Raw genomic sequence first — 20,174 nt, 5'->3', positions numbered from 1 at the left:
CCTCCGTGCTGTGCGGTTGCTCCATGACACTCCCCTCTCTGTTGCGTCATCCGAGACCGGCTTCGCATGAGGGAACCAGAGGCCGCGGCGGCGGACAAGGGCCGAACGTGATTCTTCACACACCGCCGCTCCGGCGGGAGGTCTGTCACGTCGGTGGAACGCGCCGGACACGCCAGGCGGTGACGCCGGGGTGACGGGCGGGTGACGCGGCAGCGCCTAGCGTGCTCGCGCCGGATCGCCGCGGACCGACTCCCGGCAGGGGCCGGGACCACGTCGGACCGTCGTCACCACGACGCCCGGGAGGGGAGTTCAGGTGCCCGAGCAGAAGACCTTCTACGCCGGCCTGGGGTCAGGACTGGAAGCGGTCGACGTCGAGGAGGTGTACCAGGCCACCGCCGACAAGGCCGCCGCGGAACGCGTGGCCGGCACCGACAACCCGTTCTGCATCGAGGTCCGCTTCCTCGGCGGCCTCACGGAGGAGCAGAAGGGGGCCTTCCGGACGGCCGCGGACAGGTGGGCCCAGGTCATCGTCGGTGACCTCGAGGACGTCGTCCTCCCCGACGGCACGAAGGTGGACGACGTCCGCATCGACGCCGCCGGCGTGTCCATCGACGGGCCCGGGCGCGTCCTCGGCCGGGCCGGCCCCCGCCTGCTGCGGCCGGCCGGCAGCACGCACGAGTTCCTGACGATCACCGGCATCATGGAGTTCGACGTCGCCGACATCCCGACCATGATCGCCCAGGGCCTGTGGAACACCGTGATCATGCACGAGATGGGTCACGTCATCGGGATGCTCGACTTCGTCTGGAACGCGAAGGGCTTCGTGGCCAACCGGAACACGCCGCAGTGGTCCTTCACCGGACCGACCGCCATGGCGGAGTTCGGCAAGCTGCAGGACCCGTGCGCCGGCACCGCGATCGCCCGGCTGCCCGACCTCCGGGCGGCGGCCGGAGCCGGCGACGGCGGGGGCGGGGGCGTTCCCGTCCCGATCGAGGACAACTTCGGTCCGGGCACCATCGGCAGCCACTGGCGGGAGAGCGTCTTCGGGGCCGAGATGATGACCGGCTTCGTCAACCAGGGCGCGAACCCGCTCAGCAGGGTGACCGGCGGCGCGCTGAAGGACCTCGGTTACGAGGTGGACCTCGACGCCTGCGACGACTACACCCTCCCGTCCCCCACCGCGCTCGCCATCATGGGCGTGCTCACGGCCGGGCGGCTGCACGAGGCCATCGGGGAGGTCGGCGGCACCGGCGGTTACGTCGAGCACCCGACACCCGAGGTCGCCCCGACCTCGGTGCTCACCCACCGGTAGCGGGCTCCGGTGCAGCGGCCCGGCGAGGAGGACTGGCGGTGGATCGACGAGCACGTCGAGCACCCCGTCCCCGAGGTCGCCGGTGACGAGGTCCGCGTCGTCGGACGCGAGGAGAGCCCCTCCCCCGGCCCGGACGCGGCCGATCGGGAGGGGACCGAGGACGGGTCGGCGCGGACGGACCGGGACCGGCCGGCGGACGCGGACGGGGGCCGCTGACGTCGGTCGGCCCCACCGGCCGAGGGCCGGGCCGCCTTCGCCGACCGGGTGGCCCGGCAGTGCTGAGGAGTGACGATGGACCCACGGACCGGCGCGGTGGTCTTCTTCGACATCGGCGGCACGCTGGCCTCGGCCAGGCTGTCGGCGAGCGGGGACCGGATCGAGGAGCTCGCGGTCTACCCGTACGTGCGCGGGGTGCTCGCAGAGCTCCGGGAGCGCGGCGCCCGCCTGGGGATCCTCTCGGACCCCGGTCCCCTCCCCGCCGACGAGGTCGACCGGGCGCTCGAGGACGCCGGCCTCCGCAGCTCCCTCGAGCCCGACCTGGTCCTCTACGGGCCGAAGGACTCCCCCCGGCTCTTCGAGCAGGCCCGGGAGCGCGCGGGCGGCGCGGACCGCGTGCTGTTCGTCGGGGAGGACCCGGACGAGCGGGCGCAGGCCCTGCGCGCCGGGCTGCTGGTCGCGCCGCACCCCCGGCTGGCGGCCGCGGTGCTGGACGACCGGGAGCACCTGCGCTACCTGCGGCTCACGGTCCCGCCGGCCCACGCCGGCGAGGACTGGCGGACCGCGCTCGGCGACCTGCCGCTGGTGCCGCTGCACGTCACCGGCCGGGCCGGCACCACGGTCTACGCGATCGGGACGGCGGCGGCCGCCGCGCGGCTCGACGACCTGGGTTTCCGGGTGGACCGCCTGGGCGCCGAGGACGAGCCGCTCACGACGGAGCTGTACCTGCTGCGCGACGACCGCCAGGTCGCCAGCGGCTTCCTGGCCCTCGACGGGAACTCGACCGACTTCTTCGGGGCCGGTCCGGCCGCCCGCGCCGTCCTCACCTCCACCGACGACGGCCTCGTGGTCGCCGTGCCGGCGGGGCGGTCCGTGGAGGACTACCACTTCGACGGGACCCGGCACGGGCACAACCTGAAGCTGGCACCGACCGCCCCGGCGGTCCGGCCGGTCGACGAGCGCGCCGCGGCGGCGGAGGCCGGCGCCGTCCCCCCGGTCCTCTCCCCCGCGGAGAAGGAGGTCCTCGACGCCCGGATCGGGCCGAAGGAGCTCACCGACCACCTCGCGCGCTACACCGGGGCCGCCCCGGCCCCCGGGGACGGCGGGGTCATCGCCAGCAGGCACATCCACCACCCGCACAACGCGCGGGCGGTCGCCGCGCTCGTCGCGGACCTGGAGCGGATCGGCGGTGGGCGCTTCGCCGTCCGCCGGCACCGGTTCCCGCACCAGGGGCGCCGGCTGGAGAACGTCGAGGCCGAGCTGCCCGGGACCGGGCTCGACGGCGTCGTGCTGGTGACGGCGCACATGGACTCCACGGGAGCCCTGCACCGGGGCTACCGGCCGGCGACCGACCCGGCTCCCGGGGCCGACGACGACGGCAGCGGGGTCGCCGGGGTGCTCGCCGCGGCGGACGCCGTCCAGGCGCTGGACGCCGCGCTCGGACCGCCCCGCCGGGCGGTGCGGTTCGTCCTGTTCAACGCGGAGGAGCACGGTCTGGTCGGCAGCCTGGCCTACGCCCGCGACCAGGCCCTGCTCGGCACCGACGTCGTCGGCGTGTTCCAGATGGACATGATCGGCTGGGACGTGCAGCCCGAGCGCACCTTCGAGCTGCACGCCGGCTTCGGCGACTCACCCGCGGTCGAGCAGCGGTCGCTGGCCCTCGCGCGGACCGTCGCCGCGCTCGTCCCGCAGGTCTCGCCCTCGCTGCCGGCCCCGCAGCTGTACCCGCACCCCGGGGAGCCCGACCCGGCGGAGGCGCGCAGCGACCACTACAGCTTCCAGCTCAACGGCTACACCGCGTGCCTGGCCTCGGAGGACCTGTTCGCCGGCCCCGGGCCGGGTGCGCCGCCGGCCGAGATGAACCCCCACTACCACACGCCCGCGGACGACTCGATCGACGCCGGGTACGCGGCGGACATCGCCCGCCTGGTCACCGCCGCCGCCTGGCTGGCCGCCACGCGCTGACGCGTGCACCGACCGCACCGGACCGGGGGCATCGACCCCGGGGGTGTGGTCCCCTGGGAGCCCTACCGGGGGGCGGCCGGCGAGAGGTGGGTGGCAGTCGTGGCGGTGCTGGACATCGCGCTCGAGGAGGGGTTCGAAGGCGACTCCGTGGTGGTCGAGGTGGACGGCCGCCGGGTCTTCGAGCGGGACGGCGTCCGCACCCGCATGCAGATCGGGCTGGCCGACACGGTGGAGGTGCCGGCCGGCGACGGGGGCGACGTCGACGTCGAGGTGCGTCTGCCGTCGCGCCCGGTCACCGGCCGGCTCCGGGTCCACGTCACCGACCGGCTGCACGTCGGGGTCTCGGTCCACGGGGACGCCGTGGTGTTCCGGACCTCGCCGACGCCGTTCGGCTACGTCTGATCCCCGCCTGTCCGACCCTCCGTCAGCCCACCGCGGCCCGCGTGTACCGGTCCCGCTTGCGCGCCAGCTCCTCGAGGACCGACGGCAGGACCCGCCGCCGGTCCACCACGCGGCGGACCAGGGTGTCGTGGGCCACGCCCATCAGCCGACCCGCGACCTCCGGGTCGTCGGAGGTGCTCAGCCGCTCCGAGGCCGTCTCGGTCTCCTGCGCGAACCGGATGTGGCCCAGCGTCGCGGCCGCCTCGTCGGCGCGGTCCACCAGGGCCTGCTCGAGCAGCCGCCGGGCCTCCTCCGGCCGGGCCCTCCGGACGTCGACCGACAGGCCGGCCGGGGACTCGGGTCGCGCCGTCGCCACCTTGTAGTCGGCGGCGGCGGGCAGGGCGAGGGCGAGCGCCGCGTGGACGGCGACCCGCCGGTCACCCAGGCGGTCGACCACCGTGGACAGGGTGTCGTTGGCCTCCTCGAGCACCGCGGTGCCGCCGAAGGCCAGGGCCCGGGCGACGTCCTCGGTGAAGACGTCCGGGGCGAGGGCCTCCTCCTCGCGGCTGGCCGGGGCGGCCACCCGCAGGGTCAGCGGCTCGCACACCACGTCCTCCCCGCCGTGGCGGAGGGCGGCCTGGACCCGGTAGGTGCCCGGCTCGGCGATCGCCTGGCCCTCGACGCCGGCCGAGACCAGCAGCGAGGAGTAGAGCGACTCCCCCGGTCCGAGCACCATCGTCTCCGGGGCGTGGCAGTAGCGGGCGAACGGGACGTGCCGGCGGGCGGGCCCGCGCGGTGGCAGGACGACCAGGGTCATGTCGTCCAGGGAGTCCAGCACGTGGGCGTCCACCAGCTGGGGGCTGCCGGAGGTGTTGGTCAGCTTGGCCTCCAGGACCACCGGCTCGAGGAACTCGTAGACGGGGCGCTCCCGGTTGACCCGCAGCTGCAGCCGGAGGGCCGGCTGCACCGGGACCCGGGCCTCGCCGAACCCGTGGTGGTCGAACCAGGCGGCGTCGCCCATCCGGACGAAGCGCTCGGGCGAGTGCCGCAGGAACAGCAGCTCCTGGTCGCTGAACCGGAAGCCGAAGTCGGCGAAGAACGCCGCCTGCCCGCCGGCCACCCGGAACGGGTAGTTCATGAAGCTCCGGGCCTCCGGTTCGTCGGGGAGACCGGGCACCCACGGCGTCCCGAGGGACTTCTGCCAGGAGTGGGCCAGGTTGAAGGCGTGGCCCATCTCGTGGCAGGCGGTCCAGAAGATCATCCGCCGGACCCAGGCCTGCGGGTTGGCGTCGCCCGCGGGTGCCTCGGCGATGAACGAGTCGTTGAAGATCGCGGTGCCCTGGCGGTGGTTCGGGCCGATGTCGTCGAACATGATCCCGCCGAGGCCGGTCCCCCGCTCGTGCAGCGAGGCGAAGAAGACCCACATGGCCCACTGCGCGCTCGACGAGAAGCGCGACCAGAAGACCTGCATGGCGTCGTGCATCTCCGCGTCGCTCCACCGGGCATCGGCCCCGGCGCCGGCGATCGGCACGGTCCCGCCGGGGGACTCCGTGGCGTCGAAGCCGGCCCGCTGGAACACGGTCCGGATGCTGAGCTGCTCGCACGGCAGCGCCCCCGGCCGGTTCGGGTGGGCGCAGGTGTTGATGCTGGTCGTCGCCGACTCCCCGGTGGCGGCGTCGAACTCGAAGTCGACGGTGTGGAAGTACCGCGAGGAGTACCGGTAGCGGCGGGTGCGGCGCAGCCCCCCCGGGGCCTCGAACCGGGCCATGGCCCGCATGTCCCCCGCGTCGCCGTGGCCGCCGACGTGGATGGTCACGGTGGTGTAGGGGAAGGCGGCGGTGGGGCCGTCCTTGTAGTGGACGGGCCCACGCCACCGGCGGGGACCCATCGGCGTGAGCGCGGCGATCCAGTGCACCCGGTCCAGGCCGAGGCCGAGGACGCCGCTGGCCACCTGCTGGGCGTGGGGGCCGTCGACGTCGAGGCGCAGCTCCTCGCGCCCGGCCTGCGAGACCAGGGTCACCGGTACCGCACGGGCCATCCCGTCGAGGCCGCCGTCCACGGCGCCGTCCAGCGCGGCGACGCCGTCGGCCGCGTCCCGGATGTCGATCGAGACGTCCTCGGAGTCGTGGGGACGGGCCTCGTACAGGCCGCTGACCTGCTGCTTGAGCGGCTCCGGTCCGCCCTGGAACTGGATCTCGGGCATCCCCTCGACGCTGACGTCGGCCGTCGAGGGGGCATCGGGCTTGACGATCATGTCGCTCTCCCTTGGAGGTGCGCGCGGTGCGGGCCGCGCGGTGCGGGCCGCGCGGTGCATGGCCGCGCGGTGCGCGCCGAGCCTCTCCAGGGAGGCGTCACCGATCCGTCATCCCCGCGTCACCGGCACCCGGGCCGTCCGGGTGAGGGCGCGGTGACGCCGACGTGACGCGCCGCCGCCTACCGTGCGAGCGCCGTCGGGCCCCCGGGGGACGGGAGGCCGCGGTAGTCGACCGAGGAGGCCAGGATGACCCGGACCGTGGAACCCGCTGCACTCGCCGCGGGGACGAGCATCGTGGGGACGTGGAACGTCGTCATCGTCGACTGGGGGTGTGCCGGCAGCCCGCTGCGCGCCAGCCCCTTCACCTTCAACGCCGACGGCACGTGGACCTACCAGTTCGGCGGAGGCCGCTGGTTCCAGGTCGAGGGCATGGCCGTGTGGACCTTCACCAACGCCCCCGGGCTGGTCTACACCGCCACCGTGACCCGCAACTCCCTCGCCGGGATCCAGGGGTACGCGAGCGCTCCCCCGAACCCGGGGACGGGCTGCTTCTACGCGCTGCGGCAGGCCTCCCCCGCCGTGGCGGAGGAGTTGGCCGCCGCTCCGGAGGCGGATCGCGACGCCGCCGTCGGCTGACGTCGCGGGTGCGCGGGGGCGGCGACGGTCGCCGAACGGGGTGCAGCCGGCCCCGCCCGCCGAGCGGCGGAGCGGGGCCGGGTCTCGCGCTCCCCGTGCCTCAGGGCAGGACCACCGCCAGGTGGAAGGACCGGTCCGCGTCCTTCCCCGTGCTGTCCGACGTCTGCACGAAGACGCCGTTGGTGGTCCCCACGCGGAGGTTGACGATGATCTCGCCGGGCGGGGACTGGCCGGCGTCGGCGGACAGCCCGATGGTGCTCAGGAAGGCCCCCCGGTTGATGGTGCGGTTGAAGAGGACCTGGTACTCGCCCGTCGCGGGGAGCTTGGTCGCCGACACCGCTCCCGAGCCGCGGGCCAGGGTGCCGTTGCCGTTCACGACGGCGAACAGCATCCCCGGGGCCGCCGCGGCGGACTCGTCGATGGCCGCACGGGCCTGCTCCTGCTCCTCCTCGCTCAGTGGTGGCTGCTGGCGTTCGGGCTCGGCCATGAGCTGCTCCTCTCTCCGGTGAGCGGCGCCCTCGTCGGGCTCGCGGACCGCTCGGGCACGAGCCTGCGCGGGGATCGTCACGGGACCGTCAGCGCTCCGTCACCGCGCCTCCTCGGCACCGGGGTGGCCGGTCGACGCACGAGTCCCGGCGTTGCACCCGCCCGGTAACGGGTAGGACGGCCGCATGGCAGGGCAACTGGTGCGTCCCCGTTCGCAGCGCGTCATCGCCGGTGTCTGCGCCGCGCTGGCCGACCGGTTCGGCCTCTCCCGCACGCTCGTGCGCATCGGCTTCGTGCTGTTCGGCCTGTTCGGGGTGGGTGAGCTCGCCTACATCGTGCTGTGGATCCTCATCCCCAAGGGCCCGTGACCACCGCGCCGGGCCGGGGGCGGCTGCCTAGGGTGGCGCCGTGTTCTTCCTCTTCGGCTTCGGCACGAGACAGCGGGACCTGGGCCCCGGAGAGGTCCGCACCTGCCCGCGCTGCGCCAACACCACCCGGTGGGCGCGCGTGCGCCGGTTCACGCAGGTGACCGTGTTCTTCGTGCCGGTCGCCCGGTGGGGACGACGGCGGCTGGAGGTCTGCGGCATCTGCGGCACCGCCGTCGAGACCTGAGCCCGGCACCCCGGGTCACCGCAGGACGCGGATCTCGATCCGGGTCCACGTGACCTCGACCTGGCCGGGGACCGGCTGCCGCGGCACGTCGCCGACCGCGGCCTGCCAGGCCATCCGCCCCGCCAGCTGCGCCACCTTTGCGGCCGCCACCGCGGTGAGCGCGAACGCCGACGCGGCGAGGACCGGCCCGGCGCCGGCCAGCCGTACCAGTGCCGGGATCCTCGGCACGGACGGGAGCGGCGCCCTGCCGTCCCCCGCGCGGCGGGACGCGATCGCCGTCCCGTCCCCGTCGATGATCGCGTCGGGCTCCACAGGCCGGTGATCCGTCATCGCATCCTCCGTACGCGCGACCCGCTGCACCGCGGGCTCCCCGCCCTCGAGGGGGTACCCCACGATGCCGCACCCGACCGCACCGCGCCTCCAGGAGGCGGCCCTGCCCGAGGACCACGTCCCGCTCGCCGGTCCCGGTGCCCGGCCGGTGTCGCCGGACCGGTCCAACGGCTACGGTCGACCCGGAAGTGACCTGAGTCACAAGGGGGACCGGTGACGACCACGACCTCGCACCAGCGCCCGGGCCGCCGCACCGGCCCGATCAGAGCCGTCCCGCAGACCGAGTCCGAGGCGCTGGCCTCGGTGGAGAGCGCCGAACCCGTGGGCCTGCCGACCCCGCGGGGCATGGTCCGCGGCGTCCTCGCCACCCTCACCCAGCCCCGCCCGGTCGCCCGGGAGGTCGCACACCTGGCCCGTGACTCCGTCCGGATCCTGCGCGGCACCGCCGAGATCGCGCCGAGGCCCGGGGACAAGCGGTTCACCGACCCGGCCTGGACCCTGCACCCGGGCTACCGGCGCCTGCTGCAGTCCTACCTCGCGGTGGCCGGGTCGCTGGACCGGCTGCTCGCCGACCACGAGGCCGGCGGAGCCGATTGGCGCGAGGTCGAGCAGGCGCGGTTCGTCCTCACCGCGTTCACCAGCGCCATGGCGCCCACCAACACGCTGCTCGGCAACCCGGCGGCCCTCAAGCGCGCCTTCGACACCGCCGGCCGGAGCCTGGTCCGCGGCACGCGGAACGCCCTCTCCGACCTGGTCCGCAACGGCGGCCTGCCCACGCAGGTCGACCGCAGCGCCTTCACCGTGGGCGAGGACCTCGGGATCACCCCCGGCTCGGTCGTGTACCGCGACGAGGTCGTCGAGGTGATCCAGTACGCCCCCTCGACACCGCGGGTCCGGCGGCGCCCCCTGGTGATCGTCCCGCCCCCCATCGGGCGCTTCTACTTCCTGGACCTCCGTCCGGGGCGCAGCCTCGTCGAGTACGCCGTGGCCCAGGGCCTGCAGGTCTTCATGATCAGCTGGCGCAACCCGACCCGGGAGCAGTCCGAGTGGGACCTGGACACCTACTCCGGCAGCGTCCTGCGGGCCGTCGACGTCGCCCGGGAGGTCACCGGCTCCCCCGACGCGATCACCATGGGCTTCTGCGCCGGCGGGCAGATCATGACCACCGCGCTCAACCACCTCGCTGCCACCGGCGACGACCGGGTCTCCGCCGCCGGGTACGCGGTCACCCTGCTCGACTTCTCCAGCCGGGCGCCGCTCGGTGCCTTCTCCGGACCGCGGCTGCTCCAGCTCGCCCGCCGCAACAGCCGCCGGCGCGGGGTCATCAGCGCCCGGGACATGGGGGCGGTGTTCACCTGGATGCGCCCCGACGACCTGGTCTTCAACTACGTGGTGAACCAGTGGCTCATGGGCGAGGACCCGCCCGCGTTCGACATCCTGGCCTGGAACGCCGACGGCACGAACCTGCCCGCCCGGCTGCACGAGCAGTTCCTGGACATCTTCGGCGGCAACGCGTTGGTCCGGCCGGGCGCGCTGCGGGTGCTGGACACCCCGGTGCACCTCAGCCGGATCACCATCCCCATGTTCGTCACCGGCGCCCTAACCGACCACCTGACCCCGTGGGACGGCTGCTACCGGACGACCCAGCTGCTCTCCGGGCCGAGCACCTTCGTGCTCAGCTACAGCGGTCACATCCAGAGCCTGGTCAACCCGCCCGGCAACCCCAAGGCGCACTACTGGACCGGCGGGGAACCCGGGCCGGACCCGCACTCCTGGCGCGCGGAGGCCGAACGGCACACCGGCAGCTGGTGGGAGCGGTGGGCCGGGTGGACCATCGAGAGGTCCGGGGACGAGGTGCCCGCGCCGGACTCCCCCGGCAGCGCCGCGCACCCGCCGCTGGAGCCCGCCCCCGGCTCCTACGTGCGCGACCGCGTCCCGGCCTGATCCCGCGCGGGCCCGCCCGGCAGCCCGCGGCGGGGGCCCTCTGCCGCGTCCCGCCTGCTCGGCCTCGCGGCCAGCCACGCCTGCCACTCCGACCGGCTGTTCCCGGCGAGCCCGATCGCCCCGGCCACCAGGAGCAGCAGGGCCGCGAGGACGACGAGCGCCACGAAGGTCGCGACGTCCTCCCACCCGTGCAGCAACGGGACGGTCATGCTGCCGGGGGCCGGCGTGGGCGGAGCGGGCGCCATGCCAGCAGCGTGCCCGCCGTCGCGTGCGTCCGGACGCCCGGAGCGGGTCCGGTCACCCGCAGGGGGGATGGCTCGGCGTGAGGGGCACCCGACGAGGGGCCCGGATCGGCGGGTGCGCCCCGCCCCTCCGGGTGAGGCGTCCTGGAGATCCGGCTCACTCCCGGTCCCGGTCGACGTAGCGTCCGCCCTCCACCCGGCGTGCGTGGGGAGGCAGGTGCGATGAGCGTCGAACTGGACGCCGAGGAGGGCGCTGCCCGCCTCCCGGGCGCGCCGTGGGCGGGCCCCGCGCCCGACCCGCCGGGGAGCCGGCCCCCGAACGTCTCCGGCGACCTGCCCACCGTCCTCGAGGCCGCCGCCCCCATGTTCCGCCGGACCCTGGCCGGCTACGACCGCTTCCAGGTCGACACCTACGTGCGCTGGGCCGAGGACGAGCTCGCCGCGGCCGAGCACGAGCGCGAGCACCTCATGGCCGGCCTCCTGCGCACGCGGCAGGAGCTCGAGGAGGCCCAGCGGCTGGGCGCGCACTCGTCCGACGGCGCGGAGCTCCTGCGGTTGTCGGACCGGATCGGGTCGATGCTCGCCGCCGCGGCCGACGAGGCCTCGACCATCCGGGCCGAGGCGGCGGCCGAGCTGAGCGCCGCGGCGGCCCGGGCCAGGCGCTTGCGCGCCGAGGCCTCCCGGATGCGGGCCGCCGCCCGGGCCGAGGCCCAGCGGGTGCGCGCCGGCGCCCGCGCCGAGGCCGAGCGGCTGCAGGCCGAGGCCGCGCGTGCCCTCGACGCGGCCGGACGCGCCCGGGAGGAGGCCCGCGCCGCCGCCGGGATCCGCCTGGAGCAGGTGCGCGCCCTCGAGGAGCGCGCCGCCGCCGACGCCGAGCAGGTCCGGCAGCGGGCCGCCCGGGACGCCGAAGACGCCCGGCTGAACGCCCGGGACGAGGTGGTGCGGATGCTGGGCGCCGGGTGGCGGGAACGGCTCCGGGCGGACGGCGAGGCCGTCGCGCGACGGGAGGGCCGGGACCGGGACGCCGCGACGCGCACCGCCTCGCTCCTGGCGGAGGCGGCGGACCTCGAGCACCGCCGGGACACCCTCCGGGCGGAGGTGGAGCGGCTCGCGCGGCAGGTCGCCGCGACCTCCACCACGCCGGAACCCCACCCCCGCCGGCGCCTGCAGGGCCTCCGGCGTCGAGCCCGGACACCGCGCGCGCCCTGACGCGAGCCGGGAGGCGGAAGGGCGACGGGCCGAGGGCAGCGGACGCCGCAGGGGCGGGCCGGAGGTGGCCCCACCGCCCTCGCCGGTCGACCCGTCGACCCGTCGACCGGCGAGAGCGGACGCGCTCAGGCCGACAGCCGGTGCACCGCACCCGCGCTGAGCGTCAGACCGGCCGTGGTGAACGCGGTCAGCAGCCGGTCGGCCCGCTCGCGGAGCAGCCCGGACGCCGCCGCGTCGAGGACCTCGACCCCGTCGTCGAGGCAGCGCGCGATCAGCGCCAGGATCTCGGGCGGCGGGCCGGCAGCGGGCCGCTGGCGGGCGGGGATGCGGGTGACCATCCCGCAGGGGCACGCCCCTCCGGCCCTCGGGGCCACGTGGTTGCCACCGGAGCACCTACCAGGTTCGAACATCGCCGAACTCAACTCCTCAGTGAGGCTGGCCCCTACGCCGTCCGTCATGGGCCGCAGCACAAGAGTCCCGCCAGCCACTCCTGTCACAGGGCGCGCCACACCCGTGCGTATCCATGTCGTGACTTCCGACACACGGTTGTCCGTGCGGACGGGGCGCGACGCTGCCGTGCACCGGGCCGCTGGATGGTCGCCGTGGTGCCGATCACCGGGCAGCACCACGGGCGTCCACCCGTCCCAGGCCCTGCTGCCGGCTGTCCCTGTGTCACAGGCCGAGGGCGCGCACCATCGCGGCGCGGGTGCGGGGTCCCACCAGGCCGTCGGCAGTGAGCCCCTGGGCACCCTGGAAGTTCCGGGTGGCCTGCTCCGTCATCGCCCCGAAGACCTCGTCGACGTCGAGCCGCCTGTCGAGGGCCTGGGCGAGCCGCCACTGCCAGGTCGCCACCGCAGCTCCGCGGTCACCGCGGCGCAGCAGCCGGTCCCCGGTCCCCGGTTCGGCGTGGACGACGTCGACGGCGACGCGGGTCGGGCTGCGGAGCGTGGTGACGCGGAGCCCCGTCTCGGCGGCCACCCCGATGCCCCAGGTGAGCACGGCCTCGGAGTCACCGGCGTCGGCGATCTGGCGGAACGCCGCGAAGCCCGTCACGTCCGGGAGCGGGCCGGTCCACGTCGGTGTGCCGTCGTCCCGGTGGGCTGCCGCGGGCTGCAGGGTGATCTCGACGACCGCTCGACCGCGGAGGGGGACCGGGTCGCCCGTCCCGTCCTCGACGAGCCGGTCCACGTACTGGACGCGGAACCCGGGGAGCGGGCCCGCGAAGTCGAGGACGAGCCGGTCGAAGTCCTCGTTCCGGCCGGCGCGGACGCCCACGAGGAGGGTCCGCTCGTCGTGGTCCGCCCCCGCCTCCTCGATCGGGCCCGTCGTCAGGGTGCCCGAGATCGCCTGCCCCAGGAGTTCGGTCATGAGCCCCACCGAACCCTGCCCTCGTCACGGGTCCGTCACGTGTGCATCACGGCCTGACCTCCGGCTCGTCCGGGCCGTGGCCGTCGTGCCACCGGTGAACCCAGCGGAGGCGGCCCGGCCCGCGACGGGGCAGGGCGCCGAGGACCAAGGTCCCCGCGGTGACGACGAACGGCTCCGCACCGCCAACTCCGTGGTACACAGCGGCATGGGCGGACGCGGTGCGGCCGCGGGTGTGGTCGCCGTCTTGTCGGTCGTCTCCCTCGGCGCCTGCGCCGAGGCGGGCGGGTCGTCCGGTGGGGATCCCACGGACGGGAGCTCGGAGGTGACCACGACGTCGGTCACCACCAGCCAGGCCGACGGGGGCGAGTTCCCCACGCGCAGCGGGACGATCTTCCCGACGTCCTCCCCGCCGCCGCCGGTGACCCCGGGCCCGACCACCACGGCGAGTCCGCCCCCGACGACCACGCACCCGATGACCACGCCCCCGACGACCACGCCCACGACCACCACGCCCACGACCACCACGACGACCACGACGCCGTCCCCCTAGCGTCGGCCACTCGCGCGGGACGGACGGGAACGGTCGGCGATGGCGCGGCAGGCCGGCCGGGTGATCAGCAGGGGCCCACCCGGTCGTGGCCCCGAGCGGCCTTTCCCGCCGCGGCGGACGAACGCCGGGAGCGCCGCGGCCGGCCGGGGACCGGCAGCGGAGGACGAACAGGCGCGCAGCCCGGCCGAACTGCTGAAGGTGGTCATCGGGCAGTTCAGCATCGCGACGGCGCTCGCGTTCTACCTCGGCTGGGTGCGCAGCGCCGCCTACTACGGCTACTTCGGCCTGAGCACGTCGATGGTCGGGCTCTCGACCTCGGAGTACGTGCTGGGCAGTGTCGGCGCCCTCTACCTGCCGCTGATGGGCGTGGGCCTGGCGACGGCCCTCGTCACCGCGCTGCACCCGCGCGTCGTGGCCCTCCTCAGGAGGCTGCCCTCGGCCAGGAGCCTCCTGCCTGCCGGCCGGGCGGTGGGTTGGGGGCTCGTCGCGCTCGCCGCGGCCGGCTTCTTCGCGGCGCTCGCCTGGCGGATCTCCTGGGGACGACCGGCGATCCCCTGGCTGATCACCTGGGGCGCCGGTCTGCTCGCCTACCTCGAGCTGGTCCGTTCCTCCCTGGCCGGGAGGCGGTCAGGCGTCGGCGTCCAGCTCATCGCCCTGGCCGCGCTGGCGCTCGGTGGCGTCTTCTGGCTCCTGGGCGACTACGCGGGGTACGCCGGCCGGGCCCAGGCCCGGGAGGACGCCGCGACGATCGCCTACCGGACGGACGTCACCGTCTACAGCGCTCAGCAGCTCGCCCTCGGCGGGCGCGCCGGGATCGTGGAGGACGTCGCGCGCAGCGAGGGCGGCGCCTACCGCTTCCGGTACACCAACCTCCGCCTGCTGGTGTACGCCGGCGACCGGTACTTCCTGCTGCCGGTCGACTGGCGGCACAACGGCGCGGACCCGGTGATAGTCCTCTCCCCGTCAGAGACGATCCGGGTGGAGCTCATCGGCTCCCCGTTCCGGTGACGGCACCCCCGGGCGTGCGCGGGAGGGCGGCACCCTGTGCTGCGCGATCCTGCCGGACCTGTTCGGGGAGTTCGAGGCCACCCACCGACGCGGCGGCCGGGACCACGCATCGAACCGCGACCCGGACGGGCTCGTGGCCCCTCGCCGCCCGCCGCCAGCTCACCGCCCACCCCTGCGAGGCCGTCGCCGGCCGCTACGGGTTCGTCGTCGAGCCGCTCGCTGAACGGGGCGGTCCGGGGGACGGGGATCAGTAGCCCACGTGGACGTGGTTCGTGTGGCCGGCGACCACGCCGGACACGCCGATCTGCAACCGGAGGGCGTCCGGGTCGACCCGGACGCCCTCCGAGCAGATGACCTGACGGGGTGCGAGGTCGGTGCCCAGGAGCCCCTCAGCGCCTGCATGAACCTCACGGTCTCGGGCTTGGCGGCGTCACCACGTAGGCGCGCTGGACCGTACGACCAGATCCACAGGTTCGTCAGGATGGACTGACCGGCTCGACGAGGCCGGGCTGTCAGCCCGGCAGATCGCCGACCACCTCGGCCACAACCGCCCCAGCCTCACCCAGGACGTCCACCTCGGCCGCGGCACCGCCACCCCAGGAGCGCCGCGGTCATCCGCCGGGCTCCGTAGCGCCCCCGCGCTCGCGCACGCTCTGCTGCGCCTCACCACTGCCGAGCACCTGCCAGGGACGGCGACCACGCCCCTGGCCGGCTCACAGTCCGCGGCCACCTGGAGCTATTCCGAGCCCAGGTCCGCACACTGCCCGAGGTCGCAGCCAGGGGCCATCGCCCGTCCTCACAGTCCGGGGTTCGTTGCGACGGGCGAATGCTGGTACGGACCTGGAGCCGCCCACGGGTCGCTGACCTGAGGTGATGCTCCCCCGACCGGACGTGGACCAGTAACCCTACGAGTTGATCTTGAGATCGTCGGCAGGCAGTGGCTGGCGATGGACACGCAGGTCGAGCTGCCTGTCGGTCACTGGACGCCGTGGCCGTCGTCGGCCGCTGAGGGCGGTTCGTCGGTCGTGAGTCGGTCGCGTCGCCGAGGGAGCACCCGACTCCACCCCGTGGGCCCGACCGGGCGGGGGACTGGACCGCCAACGATGGTCTGGTCATACTTCTGACCATGGCGACGCTGTCCCTGGCCGACGCGAAGGCCCATCTGTCCAAGCTCGTCGCGCGGGTCAGCGGGCAGCACGAGCGCGTCTACGTGACCGTGCACGGCAAGCCGTCTGCGGTCCTGATCGCCACCGAGGACCTCGAGTCGCTCGAGGAGACCATCGAGGTCCTCGCCGACGCCGACGCCATGCGCCGGCTGCACGCCTCCGAGGCCGAACTCGCCCGCGGGGAGGTCGAGAGCCGCGCCGAGCTGGACGCAGCCATGGCCCGCCGGCGCAGCCAGCAGCGGTGACCGGCGACGGCGACCCCTACCTCCTGGCCATCACCCCCACCGCCCGTCGCCAGCTCACCGACCACCTGCCCGAAGCCGTCGCCGCGGCCGCACACGAGTTCATCACCGGGCCGCTGCCGGACAACCCCCACCGCGTCGGCAAGCGGCTGCGCCCGCCGCTGGAGGACCGGCACAGCGCCCGCCGCGGCACCTACCGGGTCGTCTACCGCATCGACGACGAGACCCGCACCGTCACCGTCCTCGACATCGCCCACCGCCGCGACGCCTACCGAACCCGCGGCTGGTCGTGACATGAGACCCCATCCCGAGTGACCCCTCCGAGCACAGGGGCAACCGATCCGCACCCGGCACGGCAGCCATGCCACGGTGAGCGCCCTGCACCGCCGCGACCCTGGTCCGTTCGGGCTCGCCGGCACCCCTCCCCGCTCCACCGGCTCAGGACCAGTCGCAGCGCCGCGTCGAGCGGTCGCACCTCGGCGACGCCGAGGCGGCCGGCGCCGGCCCCGGTCCCCTGCGGGCCGACCGCGCGATCTGCTCGGCGGCACCCGCATCGGTTGCCCATCGATCTCCACCTCCGGCCGGACGGTCGCCGACCGCGCCGCCGTCGAGGTCGGGGTCGAGGCGACCAGCCAGGCCGACAACGCCGGCTCTCCGGCTGCACCACCACCCGCGGACCGCCCCTCGGACTGCTCGTGGCCCCGCGCCTCGCGAGTTGCGGAGTCACCCCGCCGCCCCGGATCACTGCCCTCCACCCGGCCTGACCTGCACCGATACGCCTACGGAGGCCGCCGAAGCGTGTAGTGACACGCCTCTGCCTCATTCTGCGGCACGTCTCCGCAGGTCAACCCCGGAATTCAGTTGTCTCGTCGACCTACGGACTGCGGAACCCGGGGCTCACGGCAGCAAGCAAGAGGCTCCCGAGGGCCCCGTGCGGTACACCTCAGCGGGCTCGCCCGCACCACGGTGTTCCGGCGTCGCCGGACGACAGGAGCATTCTCATGGCCAAGGGCAGCGATCAAGATCACAAAGGCTTGCACCTCATGCCTCCAGGGAACCTGCGGGCCGGAGCGTGTGAGGGGTCCGCACGCGGATCCTGCGCTGCAGGGACTGGCGGGCGGGTCGGGTCTTGTTGTTGGCGACTTCCGTCTGAAGCCATGATCGAGCGTGGGACGGTCGACGATCCCCTGGTCGGGTGGGATCCCCGACGCCGCGCCGCCCTGGAACGCATCTGGCAGCGGTTCCGGGAGGCCGGGGCCGACGTCCGCCTCATCGACGAACTCGTGGCCGAACGCCGACAGGACGCCCGGGCGGCCGGCCGTGCCGGCATCGGCGCAGAGGGCGGCGTCGAGCGCGGCTCCGCGTCCCGGTCGGCTGATGGCGGTCCGAGCGGCGAGTGATCGTCCTCGACGCCTCCGCGCTGCTGGCCCTGATCAACCGCGAGCCCGGCTGGGAGGTCGTGGCCCGCGTCGCGGCCGGCGACGACGCCACGATCAGCGCGGTCAACTACTCGGAGGTCCTGCAGAAGGCCGCCCGGGTCGGCATCGCCGGGGAGATCGATTCCGCGCTCGACGAGCTGACCTCACCGTCACCCCCTTCGGGCGGCTCGACGCCCGGCTGGCGGCGTCCTTCTACCGGCACCGGTCCGACCTGAGCCTGGCCGACCGGGTCGGCCTGGCCTTGGGGCGCAGCCTGTCCAGGCCCACGAACACCACCGACCGCGACTGGTTGACCTGGGCCGACGAGCTCAGTGTGCACGTGGTCGTCATCCGCTGACGCGGACGACGACGCCGGCCCCTCCTGCTTCGACCGACGTCGCCGCCACCCAGTCGCAGCGCCGATCTCCAGTCCTCCTCCGGTACGGGCTGCCGGTCCACGCGCGGAGCCGCCGGCCCCACCCACGACCCCTGCTGCAGAACGACCGGAGGGCCGCCGACAGGCTGGAGGAAACCGGCGACAACCGGAATCCCGACCGCGCGAAGCCGGAGTCACGACCCGAGCTGTCAAGCCGGCTTCCACAGGTCTCGGTCCGTCCCCAGCCGCTGCTCGGGTCGCTGGTCTGGCACCGCGGCGCCGCGGACGCTGGCCGGGCGGCGGGCGCAGCTCAGCGTCGAGCAGACCGCGGAAGGGCGAGGAGTCGTCATGGGAAGGCCGCCACTGCCGGTGGGGACCTTCGGCGCCATCCACCTCCGGGTGCTCGGCCGGAACCGGGTGCAGGCCGGCGCCAGCTTCCGCGACCTGGACGGCCACCACCGCTACGTCGTCCGCAACGGGCCGACCCGGGCGCAGGCTGAGCGGCGGCTGCGCGAGGCCCTCCGTGACCGCGGCCGCACCGACACCCCGCCGGTGCCGGTCGACAGCCGGCTCGGCGCTCTGGCCGCCCGCTGGCTGGCCGAGGTCGAGGCCTGCGAGCTGGCCGCCGGCACCAAGCGGCTGTACCGGTTCGCCGTCGACGCCTACGTCCTGCCCGGCCTGGGCGAGCTGCGGCTGCGCGAGATCACCGTCCCGGCCATCGACCGGCTGCTCACCTCGATCCACGCCGAGCACGGCCCCGGCGCGGCCAAGTCCACCCGCAGCGTGCTCTCGGGCATCCTCGGCCTGGCCGTGCGCCACGACCTGCTGACCACCAACCCGGTCCGCCGCACCCCCGCCCACCGCACGGCCCGCACCCCCCGCGGCCCCCGGGCGCTCACCGTCACCGAAGCCGGCCTGCTCCACGACCGGCTGGCCACCGACCCCGCGGCGGCCCGCCAGGACCTGCCCGACCTCGTCGCCTTCCTGCTCGGCACCGGCCTGCGCATCGGCGAAGCCTGCGCGCTCCACTCGTCCGCGGTCGACCTGGACGCCGCCAGGCTCACCGTCACCGGCACCGTCATCCGCGAGCCCGGTCGCGGCCTGCTCATCCAGGACACCCCGAAGACCACCGCCGGCCGGCGCACCATCGCCCTGCCGGCGCGCACCGCCGACCTGCTCCGCCGCCGGACCGCTCCAACGACCGCCGAGGACCACCCGGTGGCCTTCCCCAGCCCGCAGGGGCGGCTCCGCGATCCGAGCAACACCAGCGGCGACCTGCGCAAGGCACTCGACCGGGCCGGCTTCGACTGGGTCACCTCCCACACCTTCCGCAAGACCGTCGCCACCCGGCTGGACGAGGCCGGGCTGTCAGCCCGGCAGATCGCCGACCACCTCGGCCACAACCGCCCCAGCCTCACCCAGGACGTCCACCTCGGCCGCGGCACCGCCACCCCAGGAGCGCCGCGGTCATCCGCCGGGCTCTGTAGCACCCCGCGCGCACGCTCTGCTGCGCCTCGCCACTGCCGAGCACGTGCCGGGCATGGCAACCACTCCCCTGGCCGGCTCATCGCCAGCGGCCCGTGAGGCCGGCCAGGCCCGCAGACCCCGAGGTCGCAGCCGGGGGCGTTGCGCGCCCCAAAGTTCCGGGCTTGTTGCGACTCCGGCGAACACTGGTAGCGTCCAGAAGCCGCCAACAGGCCGCTGACCTGCGGCTTTGCTCCCCCGACTGGACTTGAACCAGTAACCCTGCGATTTCGCGAGAGTCTCTGACCGCGGTTGTCCGCCCAGTACCGAGCATGCCCTTGACGTGCAGAGATGTGGCGTCATGAGGGGCCGCCCCGTACCGTGACGCACCACCGCGATCCGTCATTTTTCAGGGGTAGATCATGGGTAGGCCTGGTCTCGCACTGGGGACGGCAGGCAAGGTCCGAATACACGCCACGCCGTCCGGCCACCGCGCCGTCGCCTGGTACCGGGACTACGACGGCAAGTGTCGTCAGGTCGAACGACACGGCAGGACGAAAGCAGCCGCCGAGGCAGCGCTACGGCTCGCTCTGCGAGACCGTGCCCGCTTCGACGTCGGCGGGGACATCACCCCCGACACACGCGTCAACGTCCTGGCTGAGGCGTGGTTCGCCGGCCTGAAGAACCTCAGCCCCACCACGATGCAGGCCTACCGCAATCGCCTCGACCAGCAGGTGCTTCCCGGCCTCGGCAACCTCCGGGTGCGCGAGCTCAGCGTGGGCACGATCGATCGGCACCTGCGTCTCATCACCGACAAGCACGGGCCTGCGATGGCGAAGATGACCAAGAGCGTCCTGAGGCGCGTTATCCCGGGTTCCGCAGTTCGTAGGTCGACGAGATGGGCGAATTCGTGCGTTGACCTGCGGAGATGTGCCTCGGCGGGAGACAGGGGCGTGTCACTACACGTTCCGGCGGCCTCGGTAGCGGTATCTGTG

At 74.6% G+C, this 20,174-nt stretch carries 23 protein-coding genes; 17 read left to right on the top strand and 6 right to left on the bottom strand.

Going from position 1 to position 20,174, the window contains the following annotated elements:
* Window positions 1–313: 313 nt before the first annotated feature.
* The 4 genes from D0Z06_RS07290 to D0Z06_RS07270 all read left to right on the top strand — a co-directional run bounded on the left by D0Z06_RS07290 (window position 314) and on the right by D0Z06_RS07270 (window position 3,895).
* On the top strand, window positions 314–1,312 hold the full coding sequence (locus D0Z06_RS07290) for a peptidase (RefSeq protein WP_117376723.1): 999 nt from the start codon (window positions 314–316) through the stop codon (window positions 1,310–1,312).
* Between the two features lie 9 nt (window positions 1,313–1,321).
* Window positions 1,322–1,528 carry a hypothetical protein gene (locus tag D0Z06_RS07285; RefSeq protein ID WP_117376722.1) on the top strand — a complete coding sequence of 69 codons (207 nt, stop codon included), beginning with the start codon at window positions 1,322–1,324 and terminating at the stop codon, window positions 1,526–1,528.
* 75 nt (window positions 1,529–1,603) lie between these two features.
* On the top strand, window positions 1,604–3,493 hold the full coding sequence (locus D0Z06_RS07280; protein WP_117376721.1) for a M28 family peptidase: 1,890 nt from the start codon (window positions 1,604–1,606) through the stop codon (window positions 3,491–3,493).
* Window positions 3,494–3,583: 90 nt separating this feature from the next.
* On the top strand, window positions 3,584–3,895 hold the full coding sequence (locus D0Z06_RS07270; RefSeq protein WP_147331995.1) for a hypothetical protein: 312 nt from the start codon (window positions 3,584–3,586) through the stop codon (window positions 3,893–3,895).
* 22 nt (window positions 3,896–3,917) lie between these two features.
* On the opposite strand, the gene D0Z06_RS25290 is transcribed toward D0Z06_RS07270, so the two are convergent.
* Entirely contained in the window at window positions 3,918–6,128 is a 2,211-nt protein-coding gene (locus tag D0Z06_RS25290) for a zinc metalloprotease (protein WP_117376719.1), read from the bottom strand.
* A 246-nt stretch (window positions 6,129–6,374) separates the two neighbouring features.
* On the opposite strand from D0Z06_RS25290, the gene D0Z06_RS07260 reads away from it, so the two are divergent.
* The gene (locus tag D0Z06_RS07260) at window positions 6,375–6,764 is read left to right on the top strand and encodes a hypothetical protein (RefSeq protein WP_117376718.1); all 390 of its coding nucleotides are present in this window, start codon (window positions 6,375–6,377) and stop codon (window positions 6,762–6,764) included.
* Between the two features lie 100 nt (window positions 6,765–6,864).
* Here D0Z06_RS07260 and D0Z06_RS07255 read toward each other — a convergent pair whose 3' ends face one another.
* The gene (locus D0Z06_RS07255; RefSeq protein WP_117376717.1) at window positions 6,865–7,251 is read right to left on the bottom strand and encodes a hypothetical protein; all 387 of its coding nucleotides are present in this window, start codon (window positions 7,249–7,251) and stop codon (window positions 6,865–6,867) included.
* Window positions 7,252–7,435: 184 nt separating this feature from the next.
* Here D0Z06_RS07255 and D0Z06_RS07250 point away from each other — a divergent pair, with 184 nt between their 5' ends.
* Both D0Z06_RS07250 and D0Z06_RS07245 read left to right on the top strand, forming a co-directional pair.
* The gene (locus D0Z06_RS07250) at window positions 7,436–7,618 is read left to right on the top strand and encodes a PspC domain-containing protein (RefSeq protein ID WP_117376716.1); all 183 of its coding nucleotides are present in this window, start codon (window positions 7,436–7,438) and stop codon (window positions 7,616–7,618) included.
* Between the two features lie 40 nt (window positions 7,619–7,658).
* Window positions 7,659–7,862, top strand: a complete 204-nt coding sequence (locus D0Z06_RS07245; protein WP_117376715.1) for a zinc-ribbon domain-containing protein — start codon at window positions 7,659–7,661, stop codon at window positions 7,860–7,862.
* A 15-nt stretch (window positions 7,863–7,877) separates the two neighbouring features.
* Here D0Z06_RS07245 and D0Z06_RS07240 read toward each other — a convergent pair whose 3' ends face one another.
* Window positions 7,878–8,192, bottom strand: a complete 315-nt coding sequence (locus tag D0Z06_RS07240) for a hypothetical protein (RefSeq protein WP_147331994.1) — start codon at window positions 8,190–8,192, stop codon at window positions 7,878–7,880.
* Between the two features lie 213 nt (window positions 8,193–8,405).
* Here D0Z06_RS07240 and D0Z06_RS07235 point away from each other — a divergent pair, with 213 nt between their 5' ends.
* Window positions 8,406–10,136, top strand: coding sequence for a PHA/PHB synthase family protein (locus D0Z06_RS07235; protein ID WP_233517518.1), 1,731 nt, complete (start codon window positions 8,406–8,408; stop codon window positions 10,134–10,136).
* On the opposite strand, the gene D0Z06_RS07230 is transcribed toward D0Z06_RS07235, so the two are convergent.
* The gene (locus tag D0Z06_RS07230) at window positions 10,109–10,381 is read right to left on the bottom strand and encodes a hypothetical protein (protein WP_117376713.1); all 273 of its coding nucleotides are present in this window, start codon (window positions 10,379–10,381) and stop codon (window positions 10,109–10,111) included. The genes D0Z06_RS07235 and D0Z06_RS07230 overlap by 28 nt on opposite strands.
* A 219-nt stretch (window positions 10,382–10,600) precedes the next feature.
* On the opposite strand from D0Z06_RS07230, the gene D0Z06_RS07225 reads away from it, so the two are divergent.
* The gene (locus D0Z06_RS07225; protein WP_117376712.1) at window positions 10,601–11,587 is read left to right on the top strand and encodes a coiled-coil domain-containing protein; all 987 of its coding nucleotides are present in this window, start codon (window positions 10,601–10,603) and stop codon (window positions 11,585–11,587) included.
* A 125-nt stretch (window positions 11,588–11,712) separates the two neighbouring features.
* On the opposite strand, the gene D0Z06_RS07220 is transcribed toward D0Z06_RS07225, so the two are convergent.
* Both D0Z06_RS07220 and D0Z06_RS07215 read right to left on the bottom strand, forming a co-directional pair.
* A complete protein-coding gene (locus D0Z06_RS07220) occupies window positions 11,713–11,925 on the bottom strand; it encodes a hypothetical protein (protein ID WP_117376711.1) in 213 nt (70 codons plus the stop codon).
* 334 nt (window positions 11,926–12,259) lie between these two features.
* Window positions 12,260–12,955 (bottom strand): peptidoglycan-binding domain-containing protein, encoded by a 696-nt coding sequence (locus tag D0Z06_RS07215; protein ID WP_233517517.1) that lies wholly within the window; start codon window positions 12,953–12,955, stop codon window positions 12,260–12,262.
* 322 nt (window positions 12,956–13,277) lie between these two features.
* Between D0Z06_RS07215 and D0Z06_RS25285 the strand changes: the two genes are divergently transcribed.
* From D0Z06_RS25285 to D0Z06_RS07165, 8 genes are all read left to right on the top strand, one after another.
* Window positions 13,278–13,505, top strand: a complete 228-nt coding sequence (locus D0Z06_RS25285) for a hypothetical protein (RefSeq protein WP_158579904.1) — start codon at window positions 13,278–13,280, stop codon at window positions 13,503–13,505.
* Window positions 13,506–13,703: 198 nt separating this feature from the next.
* Window positions 13,704–14,513 carry a hypothetical protein gene (locus tag D0Z06_RS07210; protein WP_117376709.1) on the top strand — a complete coding sequence of 270 codons (810 nt, stop codon included), beginning with the start codon at window positions 13,704–13,706 and terminating at the stop codon, window positions 14,511–14,513.
* 1,126 nt (window positions 14,514–15,639) lie between these two features.
* The gene (locus D0Z06_RS07195; protein WP_117376707.1) at window positions 15,640–15,924 is read left to right on the top strand and encodes a type II toxin-antitoxin system Phd/YefM family antitoxin; all 285 of its coding nucleotides are present in this window, start codon (window positions 15,640–15,642) and stop codon (window positions 15,922–15,924) included.
* Window positions 15,921–16,214, top strand: a complete 294-nt coding sequence (locus D0Z06_RS07190) for a type II toxin-antitoxin system RelE family toxin (RefSeq protein ID WP_117376706.1) — start codon at window positions 15,921–15,923, stop codon at window positions 16,212–16,214. The genes D0Z06_RS07195 and D0Z06_RS07190 overlap by 4 nt, the downstream gene beginning before the upstream one ends.
* 864 nt (window positions 16,215–17,078) lie before the next feature.
* Window positions 17,079–17,321: a hypothetical protein gene (locus tag D0Z06_RS07180; RefSeq protein ID WP_117376705.1), complete on the top strand. Its 243-nt coding sequence runs from the start codon at window positions 17,079–17,081 to the stop codon at window positions 17,319–17,321.
* Entirely contained in the window at window positions 17,318–17,575 is a 258-nt protein-coding gene (locus D0Z06_RS07175) for a PIN domain-containing protein (RefSeq protein WP_117376704.1), read from the top strand. The genes D0Z06_RS07180 and D0Z06_RS07175 overlap by 4 nt, the downstream gene beginning before the upstream one ends.
* A gap of 488 nt (window positions 17,576–18,063) precedes the next feature.
* Window positions 18,064–19,299: a site-specific integrase gene (locus D0Z06_RS07170; RefSeq protein ID WP_147331993.1), complete on the top strand. Its 1,236-nt coding sequence runs from the start codon at window positions 18,064–18,066 to the stop codon at window positions 19,297–19,299.
* A 302-nt stretch (window positions 19,300–19,601) separates the two neighbouring features.
* Window positions 19,602–20,174 (top strand): N-terminal phage integrase SAM-like domain-containing protein (locus D0Z06_RS07165; RefSeq protein WP_233517516.1); only part of this gene is annotated, 573 nt, incomplete at its 3' end.

Source organism: Geodermatophilus marinus, from assembly GCF_003428645.1.
In the GTDB taxonomy this organism is placed as follows: domain Bacteria; phylum Actinomycetota; class Actinomycetes; order Mycobacteriales; family Geodermatophilaceae; genus Geodermatophilus.
Note: the sequence above shows the minus strand (reverse complement) of the source record. Positions and strands in the feature narration are given on the sequence as shown.